This is a genomic window from Virgibacillus phasianinus (assembly GCF_002216775.1).
In the GTDB taxonomy this organism is placed as follows: Bacteria; Bacillota; Bacilli; order Bacillales; family Amphibacillaceae; genus Virgibacillus_F; species Virgibacillus_F phasianinus.
In genome coordinates this window covers 1,548,821-1,570,919 of sequence record NZ_CP022315.1, presented here as the reverse complement: position 1 = coordinate 1,570,919, position 22,099 = coordinate 1,548,821, and the positions used below count along the sequence as shown (strand labels likewise).

Sequence of the window (22,099 nt, the reverse complement as noted above, 5' to 3'; positions counted from 1 at the left end):
GAAGTATTTTTCAAAAAGATAACAGATAAATCAAAAAAAGAGCCCTTCTTTTTAAAAAGAGCTCTTCCCAGTTTCATATTATTATTTTGCGTATGCCCGCATTTCCTGTAATGCCTGCACCGGCAGCCTTGCAAAAAAGTGATCGCTGCGTTTTTCGATAAACCAGTTGTAGGATTGATACAATAAATCCTTATCATTTGTGGCTAATCCTAAATAATACAGTTGAAACGGTGTATCCAGTGGTAATTGTCTCAGGATGTTTGCCGCTTTCCTGTGGTTTCCTTTAGCAATTTCAATATGGGCTTGTTCGCTTTTATCATAGGTAGAAATTCCTTTCACCCTTTTATGATGTGCTGATAAAAATGGAATGTCCTGGTTTTGAATAATGTTCAGGTCTTCCATTAATCCATGTTCTTTGGCAATCTTTTTTGCTTCGTTCAAATGATGCATGCCCTGCTGATAAGTATCAAATGCGTAGGTGAGTGCCAAATTGACGTTAATTGAAATTTTAGTTTTAGGGTTTTGTGTTAAATTTAATACCCGGAATGCATACTTTCTAGCCATAATCAGCTCATTGCGAACCCAGTAATAAATAAACATAAATTGATATAACCGGATATCGAAATAAGATAATAGGAATGGATCGCAAACAGCATCATATAGAGACTGTTGTTTATCCAGGAAGTTACCTATTTTTCCGAAATCATGCAGTGCGTGATGGGCTGATATTTTGGCAAATTCTATTAAACATATTACTTCCGGTTCTTCACTTTGGAGCATATCGGCGTGGTGTAATACTTCTTGGGGTGATATTTTATTTAATTTGCGATCCATCATTAATTGATAGATTGCAGCCCATTGCTTGTTTGATCTATGTTCAGACTTGTTGTTTTTGTCAATTAACGCTTGTAAATCATAGTAGAAGCCATTCATGTACAAAAGCTCCATACCTTTTTTCATAATCTCGCTTTTATTACTTTGCAGGCAGAGCTTTCTGACTAACTCTAGTACGGTTTGTTCATCATGCTGCGTGGATAACATTGAAATCACGTGTTCCAGCGACAACTTACCATCATGTGTGATGGAAAGAATAGAATTGGTTACTGTATCTTTAGTCATTTTCCTGTTTTATTCCCCTTACTATTGATTACTTTTCATAAACCATAATCTATCTTATCACAATTCCTATAGTGCGATAGCCCTAATTCATCGACAATATTCGCATGATTCACAAGAAAAGCGCAAGCGCCCGTTTAGAAGCGGACGTATAAGCAAGGGACCGTAGAACGCATGGGTTTAGCGTTCGTAGTGTCCATTGCTTATGACGGCAGCTTCTGGGGCGCTGGAGCTAGACATATTCGATATATTCTTATCTTTTTAGAAAATCTCGGCAGTCTTTAATAGCGAATGCCGAAGTTTTTCTTATACTTAAATCCTTAGAAACTTCTATATTTCCTTTAAGTACGAAAAAATAGCCCTTTTGGTATAAAAGGCTATTTCTCCATACTTACTCTTTTAGGCACTTGCATTTGCTGCGGATGACTGTGCACCTTCATTTGACATTTCACCATCTTGATTTGATGAATCGTCAGGGGTTACATCTTCATCCGTATTGCCTGAATCATCTTGTGAATCATCTGGTGTTCCACTTGGGTCTTCTTGCTTAGCGCCATCTTCCTGTGTTCCACTTGGATCGTCGGAATTAACAGCGTCATCTTCTGTGCCGCTTGTTTCATCTTCTGGATTTGCAGACTTTTCGTCTGACTTAGAATCCTCTGGAGTTGTTCCGCTTTCCTTCTCGGTTTTCTCAGATTCTGACTTGTCTTTTGCCTTAATTGAGCTTACCGGCTGGTTGAAGTATGCTTCTGGATTTACTGGCTCTTCACCTTTTCTGATCTCGAAGTGGACGTGAACGCCATCTTCCTTGCCAAAAACGTTTTGTCCAGCTGTTCCAAGTACGTCACCTTGTTTAACATCTGTTCCTTCTTTAACGTTGACTTCTGCGAGACTAGCATAATAGGTTTTTAGATCTTTACCATGGGATAGTACAACGACATTCCCTAGTAACGGATCTTCTTTTACCTCTTCCACCGTACCGCTTAATGATGCTGTTACATCAAATGTTTCTTCGCCTGCAGCAATATCTACACCTGTGCTTTGGTAGTATCTGCTGTTATAATGAACAAGCGCACTTTCCTTAGCTTTCTCGTCTGCGTTGTAGTCATAGAATTTAGTTACGATTTCTGCTTGATCCAGGTTACTTACAGGCATTTTAACGACTTCTTGTTGCTCCATAACAGTTTGTGCTTCCTCATCGAATGGGTCTGTCGCTGTATCAGTTGATTCCTGATCATTTTGAGCTTCAGGAACTTGCTCCAAATTCTGATACCACACAACAAACGTTAGAAGAAGTGCAGCGACTGTCAAGTATACTGCCGGAAAAAACCACTTCTTGCGAAACAGCTGGCTCCATTTGTTTTTTGAACCGCTATTGTTTTCCTCTTTCATAGATCATCACCTCAACAACCATTCTGATCAGAAAAAGGAAATTATATACATCAAACGAAAAAAATTTATTGCAAACAGATAGTATCTGTTAAAAGCAGGTAATTATGCATATTCTTTTTACCTGGAAACCAATGTTGGCGCTGTCTCCGTTACTTTACTTATTTCAACGCCCTGATAATAGTGGGTAAGGATGTCCTTATAACTCTTACCTTCCTTCGCCATACCATTTGCACCGTACTGACTCATGCCCACACCGTGCCCGTAACCTTTAGTGGTGAAAATTAAGTGATCGTTTTTCTTTTCTATTGTAAAGTCACTCGATCTTAGGCCCAATTCTTCCCGAACATCTCTTCCGGAAAATGTCTTGCCAGCAATTTTTAACTGATCAACGCGTTTGCCATCTGTACGTGATATTTTTAAGTTTAAAGATTTGTTGTCTGGTATATCAATTGCTAGTTTCTCTTCCACCTCTTTGACAGGAATCGTTTCCTGATCTAAAAATTTGGGCGAATTTTTATCCCATGGACTCGGGACGCTCCTTAAATAAGGAATTTTATTTTCCCAGTAATCCTCCGAGTTTTCCGTATACCCATTTCCGGTTGAAAAAAATGAAGCATCAATTGGCTTATCTTTATAGGTAAGAATTTCTCCTTGCGTTGCTTCCACTGCCTTCATAATTTTGTTCATTTTCCAGTCATAGTCTGCTCCCCAGATTCTTCTAAGCTCCTGTTCATCCTTATATACCTGATCCTGAACGGTGTCGGTGACAGCTGAATCAACCTTTTCTGGTTTGAGAAGCATATGGTTGACAATATACGTCCGTGCAGCAAGTGCCTGTGCTTTTAAAGCCTCCAATTCAAATTTAGCTGGCATTTCGGAAGCAACAACCCCTGACACATATTTCTCAAGCGGGATATTTTCAACTTCATCAGAACTTGCCCGCATTACCGCGACAGAAAATGGCGAATCGCCGACATTCAGTTTAGGGGCCTTCTGCTCAAAATTATCCGTAATCGTTTCCTGGTCATTCGGATGAATATAAGGAGCTACAATTAATGAAGGCATAATCAATATGATCATGATCAAACTTCCCATAATTAGGAAACTTGGGCTCTTTAAAAATGATAATGACCCGCTTCCCTTTATTTGTTGCGGATGCTTTCCATTTTGCTTATATTTAAGGGCCCTTTTCCGCTCAATATAAGCATACATATCTTGTTTACGTTTCTTGGATGATTTGTTGTTCATTGATTGCCTCCTTTTGTAATGATGGTTGGTGTGTGGTGGATTGAGTGAAATAAAACAGCAATCTCCTACTAGCATATCTACTATTAATCGTATACAATTTTAGATTCCAATAGAACAAAAAAGTGGATTTTGGAAAAGAGGATTTGAGGAAATGGTGGTTTGCTTTTCTATAGGGAGCGGCCATTCCGCCGCTCCTGTATTCTTATGTTTGTACCTGCTCATTCCTCCCAATAACGTCTTGCCCCGCACAACTCTTTTTCATAGATTGTCCCTTTTAATTGAATAATTTCTACCGACTTCCCATTTGTACGTGAATGAATCATTTTTCCTTCACCATAATAAATTCCAACATGATGTAAGCTGCCTTTTCCTTCTTCATAAGCAAAAAACAACAGATCTCCTGGCAAAAGATCTTCATTTGTTACATGATTACCAGCTCGTGCCTGATCAGATGCATCCCGTGGAATCTGGTAGCCGCATGCCTTATGTGTCGCGTAACTGAAGCCTGAACAATCATAACCGAAGGAACTCATGCCACCCCAAAAGTAGGCGAGATCTAGGAAAGGTTCTCCAGCTGCAACAATGGCATCACCGGACTTTTTCTCTAGCCCTTGACTTGTTTCATATATATGTAATGCTTGATTGGATAGAAACATTGGACCATGCGGTGTTAGCACTTCGACCATGTTGGAATGTTTTCTTAGAACAGGTAAACATGTCATATAACTCAGCTCCATGACCTTCTCACCGTTTGTTGCGGTAAGCCATGCTTTTTTCGCATTAATTGCTGCTGTCTCCGGCTGATTCCAGTTCTCTTTATCCAGCCTTTTAAGCTGTGTAAGTGACACTAGACCCGGATAGCCGCGCGGATCTTTTTTTGATGGCTGAGAAGGAATGATGACATGCGCCCATTCTCCCTCAACTTCCGTAACTTGCACAAATTCCCCGTAAAGCAGTTGTGACTGCACGCGATTTTCTGTACATAAAGCTGTTTTCTGTTCCGTAGTTAATTCCGCTATCCAACGGTCAATATCCGTGGGATTCGTTATTCCTAGTGCATCGATTGTCCGTGCAGATTCCTTTGAGGTCCAAACAGTCGCAACCTGCACTGACACGACCCATACAGTATTTTTATCAAGCGTTTGGTTTATCATTTAGCTCAGTCTCCTTTTGTATCTTAGGAAAATTCCAAGATTACTGAAAAAATGGTGGATTTAACCAATTTAGCTTTTCACCTTTACTTAGCATCTTGAATATACCGAGACTCCTTGAAAAAGAAAAGCACTTTTTCTTCGTGCGATGCTTATTCAGGGAAGCTTTCCTTGTCCTGCGGGAAGTGAGAGATCGGCGAGACCCCGGAGGACGGCAGTTAATGAAGCCCGACTAAAACCGCCCTTTGCGGGCAACGTCGGCTACCCCTTGCCGGGGCAAGGAGGCTCGGCACTCGTCCGCGGAAAGCGAGGTATATTCAAGATGCGATGATAGATCCACATATTTAGTATTAAAGTTAACTTTTTCAGTGGTCTCGAAAAGTCCCGCTATTCCATGAGAACTATCCCGATTATTCTACTCCTGGATCAATTTTTACTAGTTTATCATAGGTGGAGATTGTTGCATTGGTGCCAAATGGAATTGCGAAATGCGGCTGGCAATGTCCAATTTTAAAGCCCGCCATGACTGGAATGGAAAGCTTGCTAAAATAATGATCGAAAACCTGCTCCAATGTTAGGGAAGACTTATCCCCTGTTGGCTCAGCATGCGAAAAATCTCCAACCAGTATACCGGCTGCGTCGGCCAATTTTCCGGCGAGCTTGAGCTGATTCAGCATACCGTCTATAGTGTATGGTTCCTCACCAACGTCCTCGATCAGCAGCAGCCTTCCTTTTGTATTAATTTCAAAAGGAGTACCAATGCCACTTGCAATTAAGGATAAATTACCACCGACAATCGGTCCTGTCGCATAGCCGTCTCTGATTACCTCCAATTTCGAAGCAAGCTGTGAGTAAATCAGGGTAGTTGGCTGAAACAGCTGACCAAACTGCCTTAAGGACAAGTCATCGAATGTGTCCTTGCCAACGTCGGAGGCAAGCATCGGTCCATGAAACGTTACCAGCCCGGCAGCATGATGGATCGCTGTATGTATGTAAGTAATATCGCTATAGCCCCAAAAAATCTTCGGATTACACTGGATCAGGTCATAGTCGATGTCCGCTGCAATTCTCGGTGTTCCATAACCACCCCGCGCACAAATAATTGCTTTTATTGCCGGATTGGCAAACATGTCATGTAAATCACTTAACCGTTCTTCATCCGTCCCCGCTAAATAACCATGAACTTTATCTATATTCGATCCAAGCTTGACATGGAGTCCCATTTTTTCCATTACGGGAATGGCTCGTTGCAGATTTTTAAGATTCGGCGGTCCAGCTGGTGCAATAACACCAATAGTATCGCCAGGATAAAGCCGGTTTGGTTTCATCATGCTGTTGCCCTCCTTTCTAAGACTGGTTATTTTCTTTAGTGTATCGGCCGATTTTGGGATATAACGGCCGTTCTTCGGATTTATCCGCCATTCTCGAGTTTTATCAGCCGTTCTTCAGATTTATCCGCCATTCCCAAGTTTTATCCGCCGTTCTTCAGATTTATCCGCCATTCCCGAGTTTTATCCGCCGTTCTTCAGATTTATCCGCCGTTCCCGAGTTTTATCAGCCATTCCGCAATCAAAATGGTTCTTATCATCATTCCTATTTTAGACCGGCCAACTATATACCCGGAGTGTCATAATTCTTCTTTTATGCTCATAAATATGTAAGAAGGAATCTATATATTAAGATTATAATAAAAATACTTATTTTTAAATGAATAACTGTCTCATAAATTGGCAACAATAAAGATAAATAAAGTATTAGAAAAACTCAGGGCACTGGGCTAGGCGTATTATTGTTTATTTTTTTCTTAAGTACAAAAAAACAGATGAAGCATATACTAGCCTCATCTGCCTGTTTCATAAGTTATTTAAGATTATTTCGCCATCATTGAACTTTGATTCGTATCGGTTTGCTGTTGATATGAATTAACTAAATCGCCATTTTCATCGACACGTTCGATGTCAGCGCCAAGTGAAGCCAGTTTACCTGCAAAATCAACATAGCCACGATCAAGGTGCTTTAATTCAGTTACACGGGTAAACCCTTCTGCTCTAAGACCGGCAATAATTAATGCTGCTGCAGCCCTTAGGTCAGTTGCTGCTACTTCAGCACCCTGTAAATCGGTAAGACCTTCAATAATTACACTCCGGCCTTCAATTTTCATTTTAGCATTCATGCGACGAAATTCCTCTACATGCATGAATCGATTTTCAAATACTGTTTCCGTAATAACACTTGTACCTTCCGCGCATAGCATGAGTGCCATCATTTGTGATTGCATATCAGTTGGAAAGCCTGGATGTGGCAATGTTTTGATATCAGTTGCTTTTAGAACTTCTGGACCAATAACCCGAATTCCATTTTCTTCTTCTTCCACAACAACATTCATTTCTTCAAGTTTTGAAATTACTGAACGTAAATGTTCACTTACTGCATTTTCAATTAAAACATTTCCGCCTGTTACTGCCGCTGCAACCATAAATGACCCAGCTTCTACCCGATCAGGGATAATTGGATGTTCTGTACCATATAGGGCTTCTACGCCTTCAATACGGATTGTTTCCGTACCTGCACCAACAACTCTAGCACCCATTTTATTTAAGTAATTCGCAAGGTCAACAATTTCAGGTTCTTTCGCACAGTTTTCCAGCACTGTTTTTCCTTCTGCCAATGCAGCTGCCATCATGATATTCTCTGTTGCACCAACACTTGGTACATCAAGATATATCTTTGCACCTTTAAGACGGCCGGCAACAGTTGCCTCGACAAAACCATTTCCAACATGGACCTCTGCGCCCATTGCCTCGAAGCCTTTTAAGTGCAGGTCAATTGGACGTGAGCCAATTGCGCACCCGCCTGGCATAGCAACCTTTGCATGGCCATAACGTGCAAGTAATGGACCTAAGACCAATACAGACGCACGCATTTTACGAACATATTCAAACGGAGCCTCCGTTTTTAATTGTTGTGACGCATCAACAGTTACTGTATTATTATCAAACTGTACATCAGCATTCATATTACGCAATACTTCATTAATCGTATAAACATCTGCGAGCGTTGGAACATCTGTAATAACGCTCTTTCCTTTACTTGCTAAAATACTTGCGGCGATAACAGGAAGGACAGCATTTTTAGCACCTTCAACCTTAACGGTACCATTTAATTGATTCCCACCGCGTACGATGATCTTATCCATAATCCAATCTCCTTATGTTCCAATTTCTCTATATTAATATTCAGTAATCAAGATAGGTGTTCCTATCGTTAATTTTGTTTCTCCGTTTGTAGTATTTGTAATTGCAATATTTACATTCACAGGCTTATCCAAAATATTGAAATTCTGGGTCCATAGTGGTGTATACCCGTAGATAATTTTTTTATGCATTGATTTTTCTACGTTGTCAGTCTGTGTCGTTATTTGTTGCAATTGTAACTTTTCTTTAACCGAATTAATCAGATAAACACCTTTAATTGTATCATCACTCGCAGTTGTCAGACAAGCAAATTTTGTGGCATTTTCACTGAAATAGTGTCTAATTATTGACTTTTGTAATTCCTGATACTTATGTTTTGTTGTTGTATTCCAATCTTGACCAGATACTACAGCAATCAGCTCTGATTGATAGCTACTATTTTTAGGAATGATTACGATATAACTTTCGACAAGATTTTCATTTTTGTGTACGTTCCTAAATGTGTATTTTATTACATTTTCATCCTCGGAATAAGTGTCTAAATAACTATTTTTCCATTCGTTGATATAATCTTGCAATCTAGCTTTTGGAATGTTTTCTTTTAAGGTCACTTGCCAGTGGTCGATGGTTAATTTGGACGAAGCTGTTAAATTGGCTAGTTGGATCATTTCCCCCTGTGAAAGCGGTTTATTATGGGCTGAAACGTGGTTAGTCATGAATAAGATTAGGATAAGTATAATAGCAATTTTCTTCATAATAAGTCCCCCTTGTTAAATCTATATGTCTAGTATTAACAAGAAGGATAAACTACATACAGCTTTTTAAAACAAATACTTTAGATTCTGTGACCATTTAAGAAAGTCAAGAAAGAATTGACTTACTCCAGATCCGATTACGATTGCTACAAACAGCAAGAATATTCTTGATTCAACTATACGGCCTTTTCGCAGGATTGGATCAAAATTAATTGATTGCATGACCCGCCATGTTATTGCAATAAAAATTAAATGTGAGAGCATACTTACTATTGCAAGTTGTCCGATATGTTCGATAGAAAACATGTTACAACCTCCATTCTGATTATGTAGAAGGACCGTCTGCTTCTGGACGTCGCCTCCGCTTTTCTTGTCTGGCTGCGGCTCCTAGAAGCTGCCGTCATAAGCAATGGACACTTCGAACGCTTAAACCCTTGCGTTCTTCGGTCCCTTGCTTATGCGTCCGCTTCTGGACAGTCGCCTCCGCTTTTCTTTAGTAACTTTGCCATTTATCGGTGGAATTGTCAACGATTTGTGTATGAGGTTTTTAGGGGAAATATGCTGTAAATAATGTCGATATTTCCCGGGCAATATTGTCATATAATGGATTAGACTTTATTTCTAACCGTTAATTCACCAAGTACACCAACGATTAGAATAACAAATGAAATTAGACTGTAGTCTGTGAAGAATTTGGTGAAACTCATGTCGAAATATAGAAGAATTCCGGTTAAGATTCTGCCTATCATCAGTATGATACCGACTATGATCAGGATACTGAAAAAGGTTCTGACTGATTTCACGATTTTTCCTCCTTACAATGTATAAAAAGCCTCCCATCAAATGAGAGACTTTTCATGCTAACGAGTGATGTCCAATCGGTTCATTGCTCGTTTGAGTGCTAATTCTGCCCGTTGGAAGTCGATATCGCTTTGTTTGGATTCCAGGCGTTGTTTCGCGCGTGTCTTGGATTGTTCTGCACGCTCAACATCTATATCTGAAGGTTGTTCCGCAGATTGAGCCAGGATTGTAACCTTATCTGGGCGCACCTCCAAGAAACCGCCGCTGACAGCAATTCGTTCCGTATCGTTTCCGCGCTTTAACCGCACAGCACTGATCGATAATGGAGCAACCAATGGGATGTGTCCTGGAAGAATACCAAGCTCCCCATATTCGGCTTTACAGCTAACCATTTCAAAACTATCTTCCATTACTGGACCATCAGGAGTAACAACACTCACAGTTAGTGTTTTCAATGTAACCCCTCCTAGCGACTGGTATTCTGCCGGACAAAGATTCAAGGGAGTTCCCCGGTCTTTGTCCACTGATCAAGAAAGCTTTCTTTTCTGATCAGTTAAGCATGTATACCATGATGTCGTTTTATTCCATTTCTTTTGCTTTTTCGATTACTTCTTCAATGCGACCTACTAACCTGAATGCATCTTCCGGCAGGTCATCATGTTCTCCATCAAGAATTTCCTTAAAGCCTTTAACAGTTTCGGCTAAAGGAACGTATGAACCTTTTTGTCCTGTAAACTGTTCTGCTACGTGGAAGTTCTGTGAAAGGAAGAACTGGATTCGACGTGCGCGGGATACAGTCTGTTTATCTTCATCAGAAAGCTCATCCATACCTAAGATTGCAATGATATCCTGAAGTTCCTTATATTTCTGTAATGTTTGCTGAACCTCAGTTGCTACTTCATAGTGGTCATTTCCAACAACTTCAGGGTCAAGCGCACGAGATGTTGACGCCAACGGATCCACTGCTGGGTAGATACCTTGCTCAGAAAGTTTACGATCCAGGTTTGTTGTTGCATCTAAATGCGCAAATACTGTAGCTGGCGCTGGGTCAGTATAGTCATCGGCAGGTACATAAATCGCTTGGATTGATGTAACTGAACCCTTGTCTGTTGATGTAATACGTTCTTGAAGCTGGCCCATTTCTGTTGCAAGTGTTGGTTGATATCCAACCGCAGATGGCATACGGCCAAGTAATGCTGATACCTCTGAACCTGCTTGTGTGAATCGGAAAATATTGTCAACGAAGAGCAAAACGTCCTGCCCTTGTTCATCACGGAAATACTCAGCCATTGTTAGACCAGTCAATGCTACACGCATACGGGCACCAGGTGGCTCGTTCATTTGTCCGAATACCATTGCTGTCTTTTTAATAACCCCTGAATCGCTCATTTCAAAGTAAAGGTCATTACCTTCACGTGTACGCTCACCAACACCGGCGAACACCGAAATACCACCATGTTCTTGTGCGATGTTGTTGATTAATTCCTGAATTAAAACCGTTTTACCTACACCGGCTCCACCAAACAAACCGATTTTACCACCTTTAATATAAGGCGCTAACAGGTCAACTACTTTAATACCAGTTTCTAAAATTTGCGTTTCGGTAGCTAAGTTTTCAAATTTAGGTGATTCGCGGTGAATTGGATCGCGACGAACACCTTTATCCATTGGTTCATCAAGATCGATGTTGTCACCTAATACGTTAAATACACGGCCAAGCGTTTCTTCCCCAACCGGTACTGTAATTGGTCTGCCTAAATCTACAGCGTCCATTCCACGCTTAACGCCGTCAGTAGATTGCATTGCGATCGTACGAACAGAGTTGTCACCAAGATGAAGTGCAACCTCTAAAGTAAGTAGAAAGCTTTCTTCTGAACCACTTTTTCCATCAAGCGTAACGGTTACTGCGTTATAGATTTCTGGGAGATGTCCGTCATCGAACTTAACGTCGATTACCGGCCCCATAACTTGTGTAATGTGTCCTATGCTCATCGATTTCCCTCCTTACTAACTAATCAATTGGCAAGCGTGCTATTCTAATGCCGCTGCCCCACCAATAATTTCTGTGATTTCTTGTGTAATAGCTGCTTGACGTGCACGGTTGTACTTCAATGATAAATCATCGACAATATCATCGGCATTATCAGAAGCACTGCGCATTGCTGTCATTCTGGCAGCATGTTCACTTGCTTTACCATCAAGTAACGCACCGTAAATTAAACTCTCAGCATATTGTGGTAAAAGAACTTCCAGAATCTTTTCCTGATCCGGCTCATATTCATATTGACTGGTACTGCCACCTGCATTTTCCATTGTCGTTAATGGAAGTGCCTTTTTCACCGTAACCTCCTGTGAAATAACACTCACAAAGTGGTTATAGAATAAATGGAGTTCGTCAATTTCTTCTTCGATATACATGTTTACGGTATTATATGCTATTTCCTTAATCTCCGCAAAGTCGGGCTGATCGGCTAGACCAAGAATATGTTTTGCGATTGGCATATTACGTTTCTTACAAAACTCATACCCAATCCGTCCAAGGACAACGATCGTATACTCATCTGTTGATTTATGGTTCTCTTTAATCGTTTGATGGAGTTTACGCAAAACACTGCTATTGTAGCCCCCTGCCAAACCACGGTCAGACGTGATCACAAGATAACCTGTTTTCTTCACATCCCGGGCTTCTAACATCGGATGATTCGCACTAGCATTGTTCTGTGCTATATTCGACACAACCTCTTGTATCTTTTCACTGTAAGGTACAAAAGATTTCGCGTTTTGTTCAGCACGATTCAACTTGGAAGCAGACACCATTTGCATCGCTTTGGTAATCTTTTTCGTTTTTTTCGTTGAATCAATCTTACTTTTAATATCTCTAAGTGATGCCAAGCTTTTTCACCACCCTTTCATTCAAAGGTTGCTTGCACTGTTTATCTATTTTGCATAACCTGCTGATTGGAAACTAAAGCGATACGTTGCAGTATCTAACGGCCAGATTCATTTAATCGGCCGAACCTCAATTATGCCAATCTTTAGTTACTAGGTAAAAATGTTTTTTTGAATGCTTCGATTGTGTTCTTCATGTCTTCTGCCTCTGGTAATTTTCCTGTTTCGCGAATAGTTGCAAGAACGTCTTTACCATTTTCATCAAGCCATAAGTGGAAGTCATTTTCAAAGCGTGTGATATCCTCTACCGGAATATCGTCCAAGAATCCTTTTGTAAGTGCATAGATGATCATTACCTGTTTTTCAACAACTAATGGCTTATGCAGACCTTGTTTTAGCACTTCTACTGTTCGTTGTCCACGGTTCAGTTTGGCTTGTGTTGCTTTATCAAGGTCAGAACCGAACTGTGCGAATGCTTCCAATTCACGGAAGGATGCAAGGTCGAGACGAAGTGTACCGGCAACTTTTTTCATTGCCTTGATTTGTGCAGATCCACCAACACGTGATACCGATAGTCCTGCGTTAATCGCTGGACGAACACCTGAGAAGAATAAATCTGATTGCAAGAAGATTTGTCCATCCGTGATCGAGATTACGTTTGTTGGGATATATGCTGAGATATCGCCTGCCTGTGTTTCAACGAATGGCAATGCAGTCATTGAACCGCCGCCTTTTTCGTCACTAAGTTTTGCAGCACGCTCAAGTAGACGTGAATGCAAGTAGAATACGTCACCTGGGAATGCTTCACGACCTGGTGGACGACGTAATAATAGAGAAAGTTCACGATAAGCAACCGCTTGTTTTGATAAATCATCATAAACGATTAATACGTGCTTTCCGTTATACATGAATTCTTCACCCATTGATACACCTGCATAAGGAGCAAGGTAAGATAATGGGGCTGGATCAGATGCACCTGCAGATACAACGATTGTATAATCTAGTGCACCGTAGCGTCGAAATGTTTCAACTGTTCCGCGCACAGTTGATTCTTTTTGGCCAATTGCTACATATATACAAATCATATCCTGATCTTTTTGATTAATAATCGCATCAACTGCAACAGTTGTTTTACCGGTTTGACGGTCACCGATGATTAACTCACGCTGCCCACGTCCGATTGGTACGATTGCGTCGATTGCTTTAATACCGGTTTGCAGTGGTTCATCAACTGATTTACGATCCATTACACCTGGTGCTGGTCCTTCAATCGGGCGTGTTTTTGTTGTTTCGGCTGGACCTTTACCATCAATTGGCTGTCCGAGCGGGTTAACAACACGTCCTAGTAATTCCTCTCCAACAGGTACTTGCATAATACGACCGGTACGACGAACTTCATCGCCCTCTTTAATTTCTGTATATGGTCCAAGGATTACAATACCGACATTGCTTTCTTCCAGGTTCTGCGCTAATCCCATTACACCATTTGAAAATTCAACCAGCTCGCCGGCCATTACATCGTCAAGACCGTGAGCACGTGCGATACCATCACCAATTTCGATAACGGTTCCGACGTCACTTACTTCAATATCAGAATCGAAATTTTCGATTTGCTGTTTAATCAGTGAACTGATTTCTTCAGCTTTGATGCTCATACCATTTCACCCCTATCATCATTTGTTTGCAGTTACAATACTCCGTTCGATGCGTTTCAGTTTCCCGCTAATGGAACCGTCGTAAATCGAGTTTCCCATGCGAAGTTTGATACCGCCAATAATCGAAGGATCAACTTTATTCTCAAGTTTAATTGCTTTTTTGCCAAAGCGCTTCGCGAATGATCCGCTAAGCTTTTCAATTTCATCGTCTGATAATGCCCGCACTGAAAATACAGTTGCTTCCGAGATTCCTTTTGCTTCATTTGTAAGGTATAGAAATTCCTTCACAATTACTGGCATAAGGTCAATTCGATTGCGATCAACAAGTAATTTCATTGTGTTAAGCAAATCAGCTGAAAGTCCTTTAAAAACGTCTGTCAAGAATTGTTTCTTCTTCTCGTTCGCCACGCGTGGATGTGTTAGGAAAACAAGAAGTTTCTTATTCTGACCGAATATTTCCTGCACAACACTGGCTTCTTCTTCCAGATGATCCAGTGCTTTCTTCTCAGTTCCCAGTTGAAAAAGAGCCTCTGCATAACGTTTAGCAACTACAGCTTCACTCATCGCTCTTCTCCTACCTCTTTAATATATTCATCAATCAGTTTTTCCTGATCCTCTGCATTAATCTCTTTTTCAATTACTTTACTTGCGATTAGAACAGATAGAGAGGCAACTTTATCCTGTAATGCCTGGATAGCTTTTTCTTTTTCAGTTTTAATTTCTTCTTGAGCTGAAATTTTGATGCGTTCAGCTTCCTGACGGGCAGATTCAATGATTTCCTGTTCCTGCTTCCCGCCGATGTGTTTCGCATCTTCAATAATTTTTTGCGCGTCTTCTTTCGTTTGGCGCAGCTTTTCGGCAGCTTCTTTAGATGCACGTTCTGCTTCCGCACGATTTTGCTCCGCAATTTCAATTTCATTGGCTACATATTCTTCACGCTTTTGCATCATCCCGATGATAGGACCCCATGCATATTTTTTAACTAAGATTAGCAATATGATAAAGAAGACAAGTTGGACTAACATGTCACCAACGTGAAGTCCCCCGATTGCAGCATATAGTGTAGACCCAGTGAATGCCTGCACAGAATTCACTCCTTTCACCTAACTTTGTTAAGCAATACTTTTTATATGAAACGTTTAACTTCTCTATTAAAAGGGTACATAATAAGGGCGAAGATTCTATTGGAATACTCTCTCCGCCATTAATTACATCCAAGCTTGTGCCCATAGGTACGGGCGTTTGCGCTTAGTAATATTACATTACCATTAATGCGATAACTACTGCGATGATCGGCATTGCCTCAACTAAACCGACACCAATAAACATTGTTGTTTGAAGCTGGTTCTTAAGTTCTGGTTGACGAGCAATCCCCTCAACTGTACGTCCTACGATCAAACCGTTACCAATACCAGCGCCTACTGCTGCTAGTCCTACTGCAATTGCAGCTGCTAAAACTCCCATAATATAAATCCTCCTCAGAAAATGTTGTAATTTTTTTGTCCTGCTTTAACAGTCACGCCATCAAAGCTGGTTAATACACAATTGTTGCTGAACCTTAATGATCGCTGCTTACTTTGTGTGACATGTAAACCATTGTCAACATAGTAAAAATAAATGCCTGGATACCACCTATGAACAGGCTGAATCCCTGCCAAGCCAGCATTGGAATTGCACCGCCCAGGAATCCCCAGAATCCTGATGCCATTAATCCTGCCAGCAACCCTAGTAGAACTTCGCCGGCAAATATATTACCGAAAAGTCGTAAACCTAATGTTAGGGTATTTGCAAATTCTTCAAGTAGCTTAATAGGTAGAAATACTGGAAAAGGCTTCAAGAAATCCTTCCCGTATTCTTTTGCACCCTTCACTTTAATGCCATAGAAATGCGTCAGCAGAATAACCATTGCCGCAAGTGAAAGTGTGACTCCCGGGTCTGATGTTGGTGATTTCCACCATAGATCATGACCAAATACTGCAAGAAATGCTACACCCATTAAATTACTTACTAAAATATATGTGATTAGTGTTAATCCAAGCGGCAAGAAAATCTTACCTGTTTTCCAGTCCATCGCATCGTTTATAATGCCTTTCACGAAGTCCAGGATCCATTCCATGAAGTTCTGCACGCCTGTTGGCTTCATTTGAAGGCTCCTTGCTCCCAGTACGCTAAGGATGAAAACAATTAACGAAGCAATTGCAATCATTAGGACATTCGATAAATTAAAATCAAGCCAGGCTATTCCAAAAACATCTTCTACTACCGGTGCTGTATGATTCACGTTATTCACCCCTCTCTCAAGCACTAATCTTTAGATTTGAACACCATAAAATCTATCAGAATGACGATATATGACGTCATTAGACCGATTATTACGGCTATTACGTGAAAATATTCTTCGAAACGGAGTGCTATGACTACTGCTAGTGCGACGGCAGCGAATCGCGATACAGTGCCTAGTCCTCTTGCGGATTGCTTTTTTACTACGGCCTCTCCAAAGTCGTAAATCTTCTTTTGCAAGATCCACAAATTATAAAAGCTAATTATGGCTCCTAAAAGAAGTCCGAGGAAGATACGAGGATAAGGGGCAAACCCTGCACCAAGTACCAAAAATGCGAGAAGGTAGAGCATCCACATGCGTTGACGGGCTATCATATTTTCGTATTGCTTCATGATTTAGATGCCCCCGTCAATGATAGCTCTGAATTCTACCTTATAATAGTAGGTTCTTTGTGATGAGCTTGTTTCCTTCCATCTGAGAAATATCCCAACTTTTTATGCTGCCAGTCAGAATGTAGAATTTTCCCCAGATACTCTGATCAATTGCCTGATCAGATTCATTTTCAGCACATATTGGCCAAAAAAAATTTAACAAATACGTGCGAAAAATCAGTACATTTGCGGATTGATGGCCTTCTTGAATCATGTCTTTTCGACATAAAAACATAATTATTGCAGTATAATGAAAACCTTATCATCCCACACTACGCAAGTGTACAATAGCCATAGAGCGTTGTCAATTAGTTTGTGAGATAAAATACATACTGCCAAAAATAAGCATATTTTATCACAATTTAGGAAGTGTATTGTCTGCATATTTGCATACCATTATACACTTCCCCATAACACTCTATTATTAGTATAAAGGATAAGTGATGGCTAATGAGTGACGGTTTTGTGAACGTATTAACTATTTTTCGGGGGCCATCGTTAATTCCGTTACATAACTGTCGTACGTGCCATCGCTTAAGGTTAAAGTAACCAGCACCAGGTAATTACCGGATGCATTTACATCTTTTTCATCTAAATATCCTTCGTTCATTCCGACGACTGGCTCATCAATTTCGAATAGTGTTTGCTCATGAACTAGGGTGTCCGGATTGTACAAATCAACCGAAATATGTTCCGCCTCATCTGTCACATATAATCTGTACATATACGTGTCATCTGAAAAAGGCTTTAAAGAAAATTCCAGTCCCATTGCCTTTTGATAATCTCCCGTCTCATTAAGGAACAGGTATGGCAGCTGATAGGATTTCTGCTCGGAGTTTAATGTCAGGTACCCCTGATGAATTCCCTTCTGCAACCAGTCCGATGTCACGTCCAGCTTAATTGGCACGGATTTTTTGCCATGTGCCTTGACTGAAAACTGCTGGGGAATATGCCATCTAATGCCCTGCTGTTGGTTAGGAATAGTAAAATAATAATCCTGGGCATGATTTGATGTGTTTTCTACGGTCAATTCTACTGTTTTCGTTTCCTTGTGCTCTTCAACCTTCCCAAAAGAAAGCAAAGGCTCGTGGAGAATAGTATCTGTTTGAATCGCTGCCTTTGGTTGAATCAACCCCATTCCCTGTACAATTGGATCCATTATTTTCCCGTTTTGATCATATAAAGGCTGGGCTGTTGTTTTTAGCGCATTGGTCACCTGCTCCACTGTCCAATCGGGGTGCGCTTCTTCTACCAGTGCTAAAGCACCTGCAACATGCGGCGCTGCCATACTGGTCCCCTGCAGGACAGCATATCCCCCGGGGACGGTACTTAAAATATTTGCTCCTGGTGCAACCACGTCTGGTTTGATATCCCAATTTACCGTGACTGGCCCACGCGAACTAAAGGATGCAATTGTTCGCGGGACCTTCTGGTAGTTTGTTTCTAGATATAGGTCGCCCTTCTCCAACTGACCAATAAGCCACTGTCCTGCTTTCTTTGAGACAGATGCGACGGGAATTTCAATTGGATCTTGTTGACTATCGACTGAGCCATTAAAATTTCCTTTTTCATTATTGTAAATAATAACCGCTTCAGCACCCTTTTCCTGCGCCTTCTTTGCTTTATCATAAAATGGAACTTTATTGCCTCGCGCCACGACAGCAATTTTTCCGCGTAAATTGGCTTCTTCAATTGACGCCACTTCATAGTCCTTGGTAAAGTCCCAAGCTGGTGCACCATTCATTGATTGAAGCGGAATGGCTTTGTCCTGCAAGGATTCGTAGAGGTAGGGAACCTTTTCCGGATACGTTGATGCCCCGACTGATAACGCTTTTGATGCGGTAGCTGGTGAACCAACTGTCCAATTCGCCGGTCCCGCATTACCATTAGCGATAACCACAGCAACTCCGAGATCAACGGCTCGGTTAACGGCCACACTCGTCGGAAAGTCAGGACCATTGACTGTATTGCCCAGTGACAGATTGATAATATCAACACCATCCTCAATCGCCTGCTCCATCGCGGCGATTACTTGGATCGATGTCCCGCTCCCCCCTGGTCCAAGTGCACGGTAAGCGTAAAGATCTACATCCGGTGCCACACCTTTAAATTCTCCGTCAGCCCCGATAATCCCAGCCACATGCGTTCCATGCATTGTCGGGATTCCCTGCTCCTGCTGGGTTTCCATTGGATCTTCGTCAAGATCAACCAGATCATATCCATCTACATAATTGACATCTAAATCCGGATGATTATAATCAATCCCCGTGTCAATTACTCCTACTTTTACTCCGTCTCCCGTATAATCTGTGTTGTTAATATTATTTGGGATCACCGGGACGTTCTTCGTTTCAGTGGAGGTTGCCTTATAAGTACGGACTGGATGAACTGCTTTCACAAAATCAAGCGAACCCATTTCGTTCAGCTTCCGCGGAGAAGATTTTAATGCCAGCCCATTAAACAGCTTATCAAATGTCGCGACCACTTCCACATATGGAAAATAAGTATGTAAATATTCCTCACGCTTATCCGGGTCACCCTCCACTTCTATAATGACAGACACGACATTTTTATCTTCCTGCGAATGAACTTGAAATGGCTGCATGGTGAGAATCAGTGCTAAAATGAGAACTAGTTTGATGAGTAGTCGCATGTGTTGCGTCCCCTTTTTTACTTTGAAGAAAGTAAAGTTGATATAAAGTTTGGTGAGAAGCCAAGACTTTCTAATAGCTTTTGGAAAAACAGGGAAAACATACATGTTGGAGTAAGGAAATTTGCATGAGATTTAAGATTGATTGCGGGCGGTTGGCCGGGGATTACCTGCTGGAGTTAGCGTTAGCGGCGGGATTGGTGGCTAGCTGCTGTTTTGGCGTTTTATCGGCTGTTTTTGGATTATATTTGCGGTCCTGACGATTTATCGGCCGTCCTGGCTTTTTATCAGCCATTCTCCGATTTTATCGGCCGTTTCCAGATTATATCTGCCGTTCTGGCTTTTTATCGGCCATTCTTCGATTTTATCGGCCATTTCCAAATTATATCGGCCGTCCTGGCGTTTTATCGGCTGTTCTCCGTTTTTATCTGCCGTTTCCAGATTATATCGGCCGTCCTGACGTTTTATCGGCCGTTCTCAAAATATATCCGCCGTTCTTCATTTTTATCGGCCATTACACCGATATATCAGCTACTCACAATCCTTTCAAACAAAAAAATACTGCCCACTTAATGGCAGCATTTTGGTTACATTTAATTAAAATATCCTGCGATCGCATCAGCTATTCGCATCGAAGCTTTCCCATCGCCGTATGGATTGGATGCTTTACTCATTTTGTCATGAGCCTGCTTATCAGATAATAATTCGTTGGCGAGGTTAAAAATTGTATCCTCATCCGTGCCTGCCAGTTTCAATGTTCCGGCATCAATTCCTTCTGGACGTTCTGTTGTATCACGAAGAACCAATACAGGAACACCTAGTGAAGGTGCTTCTTCCTGCACACCACCGGAGTCAGTTAAAATTAAATGTGCGCGGGAAGCGAAGTTATGAAAATCAACCACACCGAGTGGCTCGATTAACTTAATGCGATCATCGTTTCCTAAAATTTCTGCAGCGGTTTCCTGGACAACCGGATTTAAATGAACAGGATAAATAACCTGTACATCGTCATGCTCCTCAACCAGACGTTTGATCGCACGGAACATTTGCTCCATGTTGTTTCCAAGGTTCTCCCGGCGATGTGCGGTCATGAGTACCAGGCGTTTGCCACCGACCTCATCCAAAATCGGACTGCCATACGCTTTATCAACTGTAGTTTTTAATGCATCGATAGCGGTATTTCCTGTTATAAAAATGCTGTCCGCAGCTTTATTTTCATTAATTAGATTCTGCCTGGATTTCTCTGTTGGTGAAAAATGCAAATCTGCTATTACACCAGTCAGCTGGCGATTCATTTCTTCTGGGTATGGAGAATACTTATCCCATGTGCGTAAACCGGCTTCTACGTGGCCAACTGCAATTTGGTTATAATAGGCAGCAAGCGATGCCGCGAAAGTCGTTGTTGTATCACCGTGGACAAGCACGATGTCTGGGTTCGTTTTTTTCATGACTTCATCTAAACCTTCAAGTGCACGCGTAGTAATTTGTGCTAAGGTTTGTTTTTGTTTCATAATATCCAAATCATAATCAGGAGTGATATCAAAAATATCCAGAACCTGATCCAGCATCTCCCTGTGCTGGGCGGTAACCGTTACGATTGGTTCAAACTCATCACTGCGTTTTTGTAATTCTAAAACAAGCGGAGCCATTTTAATTGCTTCCGGCCTCGTTCCAAATATTGTCATGACTTTAATACGCTTCCCCATTCTACGCTTCACTCCATCAATTATTTTGTTCCGTACAAGCGATCACCTGCGTCACCAAGGCCCGGAATGATGTACGCATGCTCGTCCAATTTTTCATCGAGCGCTGCAATATAAATATCGACATCCGGATGTTCTTCTTTTAATTTCTCTACGCCCTCTGGTGCGGCAATCAGACACATGAAGCGGATTTGTTTTGCACCACGTTTTTTCAATGCCTGGATTGCGTCACAAGCGGACCCGCCCGTAGCGAGCATTGGGTCAATAACGATTAATTCGCGTTCGTTAATATCTAAAGGAAGCTTAACAAAGTATTCCACTGTTTTTAGTGTTTCCGGATCGCGGTATAGACCTACATGTCCAACACGAGCCGCTGGAATTAACTTCAACATTCCATCTAACATGCCTAGACCAGCACGGAGAATTGGAATCAGGCCAATTTTCTTCCCAGCCAGTACCTTTGTGTTAGCTTCCATTACGGGTGTATCAATTGTTTTATCCAACAATGGTAGGTCGCGGGTAATTTCAAATGCCATTAACATGGCCACTTCGTCAACAAGCTCGCGGAATTCTTTTGTTCCTGTATTTTTATCTCGTATGTACGTTAATTTATGTTGAATTAACGGATGATCAAGTACAAGTACTTTTCCCATTAGCCGATCACTCCTTAATAATTTCTTGCATCCATCAAATTGTACTGAAAAATCGACACCTTTTCAAGTAAAGGTCGGTTTTTAATCCATATGCTTCTTAGAAAATATTGGCTAGTCGCCAAGAACTATTGGCGAGAGCCTTAGATTTTTTTATACTTTACCGATAAAGACTTATACTAC

The 22,099-nt window shown here is 41.2% G+C and carries 22 protein-coding genes; 1 reads left to right on the top strand and 21 read right to left on the bottom strand.

Translation table 11 applies throughout. The annotated features are described in order from the left end of the window. Positions 1 to 81: 81 nt before the first annotated feature. The 19 genes from CFK37_RS07945 to CFK37_RS07850 form a co-directional block, all read right to left on the bottom strand. Complete coding sequence (locus CFK37_RS07945) at positions 82 to 1,119, bottom strand: AimR family lysis-lysogeny pheromone receptor (protein WP_089061358.1); 1,038 nt, start codon at positions 1,117 to 1,119, stop codon at positions 82 to 84. Positions 1,120 to 1,515: 396 nt separating this feature from the next. After that, positions 1,516 to 2,508 carry a stage II sporulation protein SpoIIQ gene (gene spoIIQ, locus CFK37_RS07940; protein ID WP_089061357.1) on the bottom strand — a complete coding sequence of 331 codons (993 nt, stop codon included), beginning with the start codon at positions 2,506 to 2,508 and terminating at the stop codon, positions 1,516 to 1,518. A gap of 117 nt (positions 2,509 to 2,625) precedes the next feature. Beyond that, a complete protein-coding gene (spoIID, locus tag CFK37_RS07935) occupies positions 2,626 to 3,756 on the bottom strand; it encodes a stage II sporulation protein D (RefSeq protein WP_245837328.1) in 1,131 nt (376 codons plus the stop codon). 218 nt (positions 3,757 to 3,974) lie between these two features. Beyond that, positions 3,975 to 4,910, bottom strand: coding sequence for a C40 family peptidase (locus tag CFK37_RS07930; protein ID WP_089061356.1), 936 nt, complete (start codon positions 4,908 to 4,910; stop codon positions 3,975 to 3,977). Positions 4,911 to 5,317: 407 nt separating this feature from the next. Continuing rightward, positions 5,318 to 6,238 carry a S66 peptidase family protein gene (locus tag CFK37_RS07925; protein ID WP_089061355.1) on the bottom strand — a complete coding sequence of 307 codons (921 nt, stop codon included), beginning with the start codon at positions 6,236 to 6,238 and terminating at the stop codon, positions 5,318 to 5,320. Positions 6,239 to 6,777: 539 nt separating this feature from the next. Continuing rightward, positions 6,778 to 8,103: a UDP-N-acetylglucosamine 1-carboxyvinyltransferase gene (gene murA, locus CFK37_RS07920; RefSeq protein WP_089061354.1), complete on the bottom strand. Its 1,326-nt coding sequence runs from the start codon at positions 8,101 to 8,103 to the stop codon at positions 6,778 to 6,780. Positions 8,104 to 8,136: 33 nt separating this feature from the next. Continuing rightward, complete coding sequence (locus CFK37_RS07915; protein ID WP_089061353.1) at positions 8,137 to 8,856, bottom strand: YwmB family TATA-box binding protein; 720 nt, start codon at positions 8,854 to 8,856, stop codon at positions 8,137 to 8,139. A 66-nt stretch (positions 8,857 to 8,922) separates the two neighbouring features. Further along, the gene (locus CFK37_RS07910; protein ID WP_089061352.1) at positions 8,923 to 9,162 is read right to left on the bottom strand and encodes a DUF1146 family protein; all 240 of its coding nucleotides are present in this window, start codon (positions 9,160 to 9,162) and stop codon (positions 8,923 to 8,925) included. A 302-nt stretch (positions 9,163 to 9,464) separates the two neighbouring features. Beyond that, on the bottom strand, positions 9,465 to 9,659 hold the full coding sequence (locus CFK37_RS07905) for a hypothetical protein (protein WP_089061351.1): 195 nt from the start codon (positions 9,657 to 9,659) through the stop codon (positions 9,465 to 9,467). Positions 9,660 to 9,716: 57 nt separating this feature from the next. Then, positions 9,717 to 10,112, bottom strand: a complete 396-nt coding sequence (locus tag CFK37_RS07900; RefSeq protein WP_089061350.1) for a F0F1 ATP synthase subunit epsilon — start codon at positions 10,110 to 10,112, stop codon at positions 9,717 to 9,719. Between the two features lie 124 nt (positions 10,113 to 10,236). Next, positions 10,237 to 11,649 (bottom strand): F0F1 ATP synthase subunit beta, encoded by a 1,413-nt coding sequence (gene atpD, locus CFK37_RS07895; protein ID WP_089061349.1) that lies wholly within the window; start codon positions 11,647 to 11,649, stop codon positions 10,237 to 10,239. Positions 11,650 to 11,688: 39 nt separating this feature from the next. Further along, complete coding sequence (atpG, locus tag CFK37_RS07890; protein WP_089061348.1) at positions 11,689 to 12,549, bottom strand: ATP synthase F1 subunit gamma; 861 nt, start codon at positions 12,547 to 12,549, stop codon at positions 11,689 to 11,691. 143 nt (positions 12,550 to 12,692) lie between these two features. Further along, a complete protein-coding gene (atpA, locus tag CFK37_RS07885) occupies positions 12,693 to 14,201 on the bottom strand; it encodes a F0F1 ATP synthase subunit alpha (protein WP_089061347.1) in 1,509 nt (502 codons plus the stop codon). An 18-nt stretch (positions 14,202 to 14,219) separates the two neighbouring features. Further along, a complete protein-coding gene (locus CFK37_RS07880; protein ID WP_089061346.1) occupies positions 14,220 to 14,765 on the bottom strand; it encodes a F0F1 ATP synthase subunit delta in 546 nt (181 codons plus the stop codon). Then, positions 14,762 to 15,286, bottom strand: a complete 525-nt coding sequence (gene atpF, locus CFK37_RS07875) for a F0F1 ATP synthase subunit B (RefSeq protein ID WP_089061345.1) — start codon at positions 15,284 to 15,286, stop codon at positions 14,762 to 14,764. Before atpF ends, CFK37_RS07880 begins: the two co-directional genes overlap by 4 nt. Before the next feature lie 172 nt (positions 15,287 to 15,458). Then, positions 15,459 to 15,665 carry a F0F1 ATP synthase subunit C gene (atpE, locus tag CFK37_RS07870; RefSeq protein WP_089061344.1) on the bottom strand — a complete coding sequence of 69 codons (207 nt, stop codon included), beginning with the start codon at positions 15,663 to 15,665 and terminating at the stop codon, positions 15,459 to 15,461. A 94-nt stretch (positions 15,666 to 15,759) separates the two neighbouring features. Beyond that, positions 15,760 to 16,482, bottom strand: coding sequence for a F0F1 ATP synthase subunit A (gene atpB / locus CFK37_RS07865; protein ID WP_089061343.1), 723 nt, complete (start codon positions 16,480 to 16,482; stop codon positions 15,760 to 15,762). Between the two features lie 23 nt (positions 16,483 to 16,505). Next, positions 16,506 to 16,874, bottom strand: coding sequence for an ATP synthase subunit I (locus tag CFK37_RS07860; protein WP_089061342.1), 369 nt, complete (start codon positions 16,872 to 16,874; stop codon positions 16,506 to 16,508). A gap of 517 nt (positions 16,875 to 17,391) precedes the next feature. After that, positions 17,392 to 19,566: a S8 family serine peptidase gene (locus CFK37_RS07850; protein ID WP_089061340.1), complete on the bottom strand. Its 2,175-nt coding sequence runs from the start codon at positions 19,564 to 19,566 to the stop codon at positions 17,392 to 17,394. Positions 19,567 to 19,779: 213 nt separating this feature from the next. Between CFK37_RS07850 and CFK37_RS19890 the strand changes: the two genes are divergently transcribed. Next, complete coding sequence (locus tag CFK37_RS19890) at positions 19,780 to 20,136, top strand: hypothetical protein (protein WP_157724810.1); 357 nt, start codon at positions 19,780 to 19,782, stop codon at positions 20,134 to 20,136. Between the two features lie 20 nt (positions 20,137 to 20,156). Here the strand turns inward: CFK37_RS19890 and wecB are convergent, their stop codons facing one another. Further along, positions 20,157 to 21,269: a non-hydrolyzing UDP-N-acetylglucosamine 2-epimerase gene (wecB, locus tag CFK37_RS07845; RefSeq protein ID WP_089061339.1), complete on the bottom strand. Its 1,113-nt coding sequence runs from the start codon at positions 21,267 to 21,269 to the stop codon at positions 20,157 to 20,159. Between the two features lie 20 nt (positions 21,270 to 21,289). Further along, a complete protein-coding gene (gene upp / locus CFK37_RS07840) occupies positions 21,290 to 21,919 on the bottom strand; it encodes a uracil phosphoribosyltransferase (protein WP_089061338.1) in 630 nt (209 codons plus the stop codon). Positions 21,920 to 22,099 lie beyond the last annotated feature (180 nt).

Bases quoted from the DNA above. Each gene is read 5' to 3' on its own strand.
- CFK37_RS07945 (WP_089061358.1), bottom strand. From the start codon at position 1,119: ATGACTAAAGATACAGTAACCAATTCTATTCTTTCCATCACACATGAT.
- spoIIQ (WP_089061357.1), bottom strand. From the start codon at position 2,508: ATGAAAGAGGAAAACAATAGCGGTTCAAAAAACAAATGGAGCCAGCTG.
- spoIID (WP_245837328.1), bottom strand. From the start codon at position 3,756: ATGAACAACAAATCATCCAAGAAACGTAAACAAGATATGTATGCTTAT.
- CFK37_RS07930 (WP_089061356.1), bottom strand. From the start codon at position 4,910: ATGATAAACCAAACGCTTGATAAAAATACTGTATGGGTCGTGTCAGTG.
- CFK37_RS07925 (WP_089061355.1), bottom strand. From the start codon at position 6,238: ATGATGAAACCAAACCGGCTTTATCCTGGCGATACTATTGGTGTTATT.
- murA (WP_089061354.1), bottom strand. From the start codon at position 8,103: ATGGATAAGATCATCGTACGCGGTGGGAATCAATTAAATGGTACCGTT.
- CFK37_RS07915 (WP_089061353.1), bottom strand. From the start codon at position 8,856: ATGAAGAAAATTGCTATTATACTTATCCTAATCTTATTCATGACTAAC.
- CFK37_RS07910 (WP_089061352.1), bottom strand. From the start codon at position 9,162: ATGTTTTCTATCGAACATATCGGACAACTTGCAATAGTAAGTATGCTC.
- atpD (WP_089061349.1), bottom strand. From the start codon at position 11,649: ATGAGCATAGGACACATTACACAAGTTATGGGGCCGGTAATCGACGTT.
- atpA (WP_089061347.1), bottom strand. From the start codon at position 14,201: ATGAGCATCAAAGCTGAAGAAATCAGTTCACTGATTAAACAGCAAATC.
- CFK37_RS07880 (WP_089061346.1), bottom strand. From the start codon at position 14,765: ATGAGTGAAGCTGTAGTTGCTAAACGTTATGCAGAGGCTCTTTTTCAA.
- atpE (WP_089061344.1), bottom strand. From the start codon at position 15,665: ATGGGAGTTTTAGCAGCTGCAATTGCAGTAGGACTAGCAGCAGTAGGC.
- CFK37_RS07860 (WP_089061342.1), bottom strand. From the start codon at position 16,874: ATGAAGCAATACGAAAATATGATAGCCCGTCAACGCATGTGGATGCTC.
- CFK37_RS07850 (WP_089061340.1), bottom strand. From the start codon at position 19,566: ATGCGACTACTCATCAAACTAGTTCTCATTTTAGCACTGATTCTCACC.
- wecB (WP_089061339.1), bottom strand. From the start codon at position 21,269: ATGGGGAAGCGTATTAAAGTCATGACAATATTTGGAACGAGGCCGGAA.
- upp (WP_089061338.1), bottom strand. From the start codon at position 21,919: ATGGGAAAAGTACTTGTACTTGATCATCCGTTAATTCAACATAAATTA.